The following is a 6,271-nucleotide window of genomic DNA, read 5'->3' on the forward strand; positions in this document are numbered from 1 at the left end:
TTGATAACTACAAAAGCGCACTTGCCGAGTTACAAGGACTTATACTTCCTAAATCAAAAACCGGTAAACTTGTTGAAGGGTCATTTGCATGGCTGCTTAAACAATACTTTAACAGCGTTCATTGGCATAGCCTTGCTAAAGCTACGAAAAGACAAAGAGAACTTATCCTTATGAAGGTATGTGATGCTATAGGAAACATTCCATACAGAGAAATAAAGAAATCACATATTACAGCGGGTGTTGAACGCCGCAAAGAAAAACCAACAGCTGCCCAAAATTTTCTAAAAGCACTTAATGGACTTTTTAATTGGGCGATCGATCAAGAACTTCTGGAGAATAACCCAGCTTTAGGAATAAAAAGACCTCCTCTCAACAACAAAGATGGATTTGCTGTTTGGACAGAAGAAGATGTTGAAAAATATTATCACCATTGGTCACATGGTTCACATGAACGCGTCTGGATTGATGTTCTTCTTTACACGGGTTTGCGTCGTGGTGATGCGGTCCGCATTGGTTGGAACGATGTCAAAGATAATATCATTCATCTCAAGACAGAGAAAAGTAAATTCCAAACAGATGTTTTTCTACCCATTTTGCCTGAATTAGCAGAAACTCTAAAAATTGGTCCTATTGGAAATGAAACATTCATTTGCGGAAAAAACGGAAATAAACTCGTAAAAGAAAGTTTTGGCAACCTTTTTCGTGAGGCTTGTAACGTAGCGGGAATCAAAAAATCAGCACATGGCTTAAGAAAATTAGCAGCAACACGCGCCGCTAATTCAGGTGCAACAGTATCACAACTCAAGGCAATTTTTGGATGGACCGACGACAACATGGCATCTCTTTATACAAAAAGCGCAGATCGCAAAAGGCTAGCTATAGAAGCGATAAAAAAGCTCCAAAAAAAATGAGGGATAGTGCTATAAAAAACATTAATGGAATCAATAATGATAAATTTCCCCCATATCGCAATAACTCATTTATTTTATTTAAAATTATTGAAACTCTTATAGACGAGATCAATAAAGAGATCAAAAAATTACCGAAAACCACAGGAAATAAATATGTTTACAGATAAACAGCTAAGAGCCTTGTTTGGCATTATAACTTTTATATTTTTATGTTTTTTAGGAATTAAAAAAAATCCCTACTTTATCCAAAGTATTTTGATATTTGCATCTTTTGGTTTGATAATAATAACAAATATTTTTGTAATTTTATGCAATTCTCATATTCCTTTTGAATTGCAAAATAATCCAAAATATAAAGATGATGATACAACGGGTTGGGTGAAACTAACACGTGATTTACAACAGTATATGCACAGACTTTTAAATATAATAATTTTAGCGCTTGTCGTTTTAATTTTTCCAAATAGTTATAAAGAAACGGTTTCTTTGCCTGTCACCTCTAAGCACGTGGAACACCAGTTTTCTTTTTCATTGGATACCGTATTTGGGTATTTAGACATTGTACTTTGGTACTATTTTTTATGCTGTGTATTGTTTCTTATGTTTCGTACACGCAGTTTAATAAATATATCCATCTACATACTACAGTCTTGTACTAAAAAGCCATAGTAAAATTCCCGATTTTATAAAACTGTTTAGATTACGTTGTCTCTTCTCAACGTTCGATAAAATCAACAAGAGCATAAAAAACTATCGGAAGCCGCTTGACATTATTTCTGTAATGTATATCTTTGGTATTAGGTGCCTCAAAAACACCTTAAACGAACAGCGGATAGATTGCCGACACAATTTTTCTTCCGCACATTAAAGGCTTTGACTCATTGTATGTTACACGCATATAATGGCATTGTCGGGTGTAGTTGCGCTATACAATACCCTTATGGGAAAAGCGTAACGACGGACTGTTCGCCGTGTTTTTGAGCACCCGGCATTCTTTATTGAGTGTCAATCAAAAACGTCTAATCGAACAGGAGTTCACATGAACACTCTCATAGAAATTAGAGAACAGGTTATTGATCAGGAAACTGTTCAAACAGTAAATGCACGTGATTTGCACGCATTTTTGGAAATTACATCAAAATTTGCAGACTGGATTAAAAATCGCATTAAAGAATGTAAGTTTCTGGAAAATATAAACTTTATAACGCTTTCTAAAAATTTAGAAAACGGTGGAAAGGTAAAAGAATACCACATTACATTAGACATGGCTAAACATCTTTCGATGATAGAGCGTAATGATAAAGGGCATGAAGCGCGTCAATACTTTATCAAATGTGAACGGCTTTTGAAACAAGTAGCAACACCACAAGTTGACTACTCCAAACCCGAAGCATTACTTGGTGTCTTAAATCACTTACAAAATCAAATCGAGCAAAAGGATAACACCATTGCTGGATTGACTCCAAAAGCAAAAGCTTTGGAAGGTTTAAAGCGCTCTGATGGGTTGTTTGGTCTTATCGAAGCAGCGAAAATGCTTGAAGTACGACCAAAGGACTTAACCGATTATTTGCGTAAACATGACTGGGTGTATCGACGGGCTCCAGGGGAGCCGCTGTTACCTTATCAGGATAAGATAAAGAAAGGATTCATGGATTGTCCCGCTATTACCATTCAAAGACCGGATGGTACAGAAAAGGTGCTCCCTTCAACAAAAATCACACCAAAAGGATTGGCATGTTTGAGAGAACAAATCCATGGAGGTGTACAATGAACACCAGTATCGACTTTTTATGTGATTTATGGATAGCTTTGTTTCAATTTTCTGATCGTGATGATGTCGAAGATAAGGCTTTTAATGCTCTCATTGAGACCATGGATGCAATAGAAAAAGCTTTGATTTTAAAACTTCAAGATGAATCACCAAATGCACTCAGAATTTTGGCAATGATTACAAATTTTGGAACCTTAAAACCTCCCCCGATTATGGAGCCTTTGTTAAAAGCTTACGAACCAAATTTGGAGAGCCCCATTAAAAAGGTTGCTTAATTAAAAAAATAGAACTCCCCTCCCCATTTTAAAAGTGGGGAGGAAGTTCAGCCGCGTTTTTGATTGTAATAACGACTTGCTTGCCAAGAACACTCAGTGCTTGCTCTAGTGTTTGAAGCTTAGTTGGATAATTTGGATCAAGAATGCGTCTTGCTTCTGTTTCTTTTTTACCCAAACGATGTGCCAATTCTGTTTTTGTGATATTTGCTTCATTAAAGGCTTCTACCACTGCGAGCTTAAGAGCATTCCACGCATCTACCGTAACCTCTACAAGGTCTTTATACTGTTGTCGCATTGGTAAAGGCAAACCACGCATAGGATAGCTCCGTAATGCTAACCCTAAAGCTTCAACAGCATTCTCTAATGCCTCTGCTCTATTTTCTCCAGCTGTTATTGCTTCTGGTACATCTGGAAAAGTCACAATAAAACCACCATCCGGATCAGATTCCAGTTTTGCTTGATACGTATATTCCATGTTTAGGTCTCCTCACTATGATCAAAATGTTTTTGAAACGAAAAATTAAAGCCGTTGAGAGAGTAACTCATACCCCCAACTGCTTTTTTATTATTTTCACGTAAAGTGGGGTCAATTCACCAGATTTTATAACGGTTGTCTTGTCTCCAAAAGTTACCAAATAATATGACCCTTTGCCTGCATCAGGAGCTTCACTGTAATGAATGCCTCTATTTCTGGCTTCTTTACGTAATTCTCTAAGCAGTGCTTCTCGTTTCATTTAGCCTCCCCCTTTTTTCATAAAATGAATATCGCACAAAAAGGTTCGATAGTCAACAATAAATCGAACAAAAAAGTTTGATACAGACTCTTAATGAAAGGATATTTATTGAAAAGTTAAAAGCAGAAATAAGAAAGCCATGCCATTTGTGTGACATGGTTTTTTGATAAATAATTTGTCAAACAATATTATAATGTAATACTTAAAAAACTGTTATTAATAAACTGAAATAATTGTATAAATATGCAAATTATGCTAAGATTTTTCATGTATAAATTGCTAATCTAATGGGGCTACAAATATGCTAAATAAAGTGACGTTAATCGGGCGCCTTGGTGCCAATCCCGAAAGCAAAACAATGAATTCTGGAGCAGAAATAGTCAATTTTAGTATAGCGACTTCTGAGAGCTATACAGATAAAAAACCAATCAAAAAGTAGAGAAAACAGAATGGCATTCCGTGGTGATTTTTAATCCACATTTGGCAAAAATTGCACTTCAGTATCTAAACAAAGGTTCAAAGGTTTACATAGAAGGAAAATTACAGACACGCAAATGGCAAGATAAAAATGGGCATGACCGTTACACAACAGAGATTATCTTACCACAATTCAAAGGTGAATTGTATTTGCTTGATGCAAAGAAAGATCAATCGGCATCCCCTACCCCTTCACCTATTACTTCTCAAAATTATGCTATCGCTTCAGGGGCTGCTGATCATAGTGCACTCATTAATAATGATAGCGTCCCATTCTGATTGAAAAAAAATATGACAAAAAGAAAAAAACGTGCAAAACGTGGTCGTCCACGGATTAAAGGATGTATCAGAAAACCAAATGGACGCATCTCACGAGCAAAAACACCGCATGAACCCATGGATAAATTGGCAATTGAAATGCGTGCCAAACGCTTCTGTTTGACCATAGAAGAGGCTAAAAATCCGCTTTCCGGTACCTATATCGGGCGGCTTTATCTGCAAGGTGTGATTAATCAAGACCAATATGATGCTGCACAAAAATATCTTGAAGTGAGAAATAATTATCTCTGTGCAAAAGCCTTACCAAATGCAATTTATGATGACTTTACTCCATCTTTAAATGAAGAGGCAAAAAAACAATGGATTGAAAAAACTACTCATTACTATGAAGCAATGAAAGAGGTGCTAAAAGAAGCACAATGCCTTTATAGACAGCACAACCTTTATGCCGCGCTACAGTATCTTGTTAGTGAAGATCAATCACTGCCACATCTTGTCGGTTCGCTGTATGTTGCTCTGAATGCACTTCATAAACATTTTATACAAAACCGCTAAATTTTAAGCAGCATTTTGAACATTGATAGTGATCTCTTTTCCAAGAGCAATGAGAGTGGATTCTAAAGCATCTAATTTTGTTGCGTGGTTTAAATCCAATAATCGGTCAATTTGTATTGGGTGAAGTTTTAAAAGACGCACGAGATCAGCTTTGCGTAAATTCTTTTCAACCATAGCGTTGTGTATTGCAATTTTTAAAATAACTAATGAAGATACTTCAACAAAAGGATAGGCAGCATCACGAGCTCCAAAAGGGACCACTTCTCGATCTTGGAAACGCCCCATAATAACTGTTAAAAGGGCATTTTTAGCGTGTTCCAAAGCCTCTTTTTCGTCGTTACCATAGGTAATAAATTCTTGAAAGTCTTTGGAAACGACAAGAAGAGTATCATTGTCATCTTTGATAAACTTAAGTGCATATTTCATTTACATCTCCATATTCAGACTTACCTTAGGTCAAGATCTTTAAGAATCTTTTGAACTAATCCCGTTCCTAATTCTTTCCGCGTACCATGCATAGGTAAAACGGATTTTTTAGAACCACGTTTTACAAGCAAATGGCCACCTTTCCCTGAGGTAAAACTGCAACCATGTTTCGTAAGATATCTTTTTAATTCTTGACTGTTCATAAATATAATATAACATCTAAAATGTTTAAATACAACATAAATGTTGTTATTTGTATAAAATTAAAGATTGGCTTTTAAAATACTAAGTTTTGATCAAAAAAATTAAAAATACACAATATCGTGATTTTTCTATTGACAATACGTGAAAAATCGTATTTAGTGGCAGTACGGCACTGGTTGTATTGCGTCTAAAATTCAAAAATATCCCCTAAAATTTGATAAAATATTAAGCTTTCAAGAGGGCTTAAAGTACTGTTTTTATTGATAAAACAGACTAATCTATTTTGCACATATCAAACGCCATTCAGTAACCAATGATGTCATTAATTCATTGCCTCAAAAGGAGCGAAGATGAAAGCAATCATCACCAAGCCAATGTGTGTTGTTGGCGATAATAAAAGCACTGTTCGTTTTGAAACTTCAACTCCCAATAATCCATTTGTTGAGATTTCCAATCAAGTCTACGCACGTCTCAAGCGTGCAAATGCCGCTAAACCTTTTGTTGATGTTAAAACAAAAATAAAGCCTGACAAGGAAGTTGAACAAATTAAACAGATAGAACAAGAAGCCGTACAAACATCGTCTGAACCAGTGACAGAGGAAATTCCACTCGAACAGCCAAAAGCATCTAAAGCTTCCA

Annotated in this window: 10 protein-coding genes and 1 pseudogene; 7 read left to right on the forward strand and 4 right to left on the reverse strand. The window is 35.8% G+C overall.

All coding sequences use genetic code 11. The features are described 5' to 3' along the window. From ACFIK4_RS04130 to ACFIK4_RS04145, 4 genes are all read left to right on the forward strand, one after another. A partial coding sequence (locus ACFIK4_RS04130) for a tyrosine-type recombinase/integrase (RefSeq protein ID WP_375675083.1) occupies positions 1 to 911 on the forward strand: 911 nt, incomplete at its 5' end. Between the two features lie 153 nt (positions 912 to 1,064). After that, on the forward strand, positions 1,065 to 1,580 hold the full coding sequence (locus ACFIK4_RS04135) for a hypothetical protein (protein ID WP_375675085.1): 516 nt from the start codon (positions 1,065 to 1,067) through the stop codon (positions 1,578 to 1,580). Positions 1,581 to 1,950: 370 nt separating this feature from the next. Continuing rightward, positions 1,951 to 2,682, forward strand: coding sequence for an antA/AntB antirepressor family protein (locus tag ACFIK4_RS04140; protein ID WP_375675087.1), 732 nt, complete (start codon positions 1,951 to 1,953; stop codon positions 2,680 to 2,682). After that, complete coding sequence (locus ACFIK4_RS04145) at positions 2,679 to 2,957, forward strand: hypothetical protein (RefSeq protein ID WP_375629339.1); 279 nt, start codon at positions 2,679 to 2,681, stop codon at positions 2,955 to 2,957. Before ACFIK4_RS04140 ends, ACFIK4_RS04145 begins: the two co-directional genes overlap by 4 nt. A gap of 28 nt (positions 2,958 to 2,985) precedes the next feature. Here ACFIK4_RS04145 and ACFIK4_RS04150 read toward each other — a convergent pair whose 3' ends face one another. Next, the gene (locus ACFIK4_RS04150) at positions 2,986 to 3,432 is read right to left on the reverse strand and encodes a type II toxin-antitoxin system HicB family antitoxin (RefSeq protein WP_375675089.1); all 447 of its coding nucleotides are present in this window, start codon (positions 3,430 to 3,432) and stop codon (positions 2,986 to 2,988) included. Between the two features lie 67 nt (positions 3,433 to 3,499). Further along, positions 3,500 to 3,691 carry a hypothetical protein gene (locus tag ACFIK4_RS04155; protein WP_375675091.1) on the reverse strand — a complete coding sequence of 64 codons (192 nt, stop codon included), beginning with the start codon at positions 3,689 to 3,691 and terminating at the stop codon, positions 3,500 to 3,502. Positions 3,692 to 3,992: 301 nt separating this feature from the next. Here ACFIK4_RS04155 and ssb point away from each other — a divergent pair. Continuing rightward, positions 3,993 to 4,447 (forward strand): annotated as a pseudogene (gene ssb / locus ACFIK4_RS04160) (single-stranded DNA-binding protein). Positions 4,448 to 4,459: 12 nt separating this feature from the next. Further along, a complete protein-coding gene (locus tag ACFIK4_RS04165) occupies positions 4,460 to 5,002 on the forward strand; it encodes a hypothetical protein (protein WP_375675093.1) in 543 nt (180 codons plus the stop codon). A 3-nt stretch (positions 5,003 to 5,005) separates the two neighbouring features. Here the strand turns inward: ACFIK4_RS04165 and ACFIK4_RS04170 are convergent, their stop codons facing one another. Together ACFIK4_RS04170 and ACFIK4_RS04175 are read right to left on the reverse strand one after the other, a co-directional pair. Further along, positions 5,006 to 5,428: a HicB family protein gene (locus ACFIK4_RS04170; protein ID WP_100131245.1), complete on the reverse strand. Its 423-nt coding sequence runs from the start codon at positions 5,426 to 5,428 to the stop codon at positions 5,006 to 5,008. Between the two features lie 20 nt (positions 5,429 to 5,448). Further along, a complete protein-coding gene (locus ACFIK4_RS04175; protein ID WP_038473319.1) occupies positions 5,449 to 5,631 on the reverse strand; it encodes a type II toxin-antitoxin system HicA family toxin in 183 nt (60 codons plus the stop codon). 351 nt (positions 5,632 to 5,982) lie between these two features. Between ACFIK4_RS04175 and ACFIK4_RS04180 the strand changes: the two genes are divergently transcribed. Beyond that, a partial coding sequence (locus tag ACFIK4_RS04180; RefSeq protein WP_375675095.1) for a hypothetical protein occupies positions 5,983 to 6,271 on the forward strand: 289 nt, incomplete at its 3' end.

Source organism: Bartonella sp. AP9QHHD, from assembly GCF_042195625.1.
GTDB lineage: Bacteria > Pseudomonadota > Alphaproteobacteria > Rhizobiales > Rhizobiaceae > Bartonella.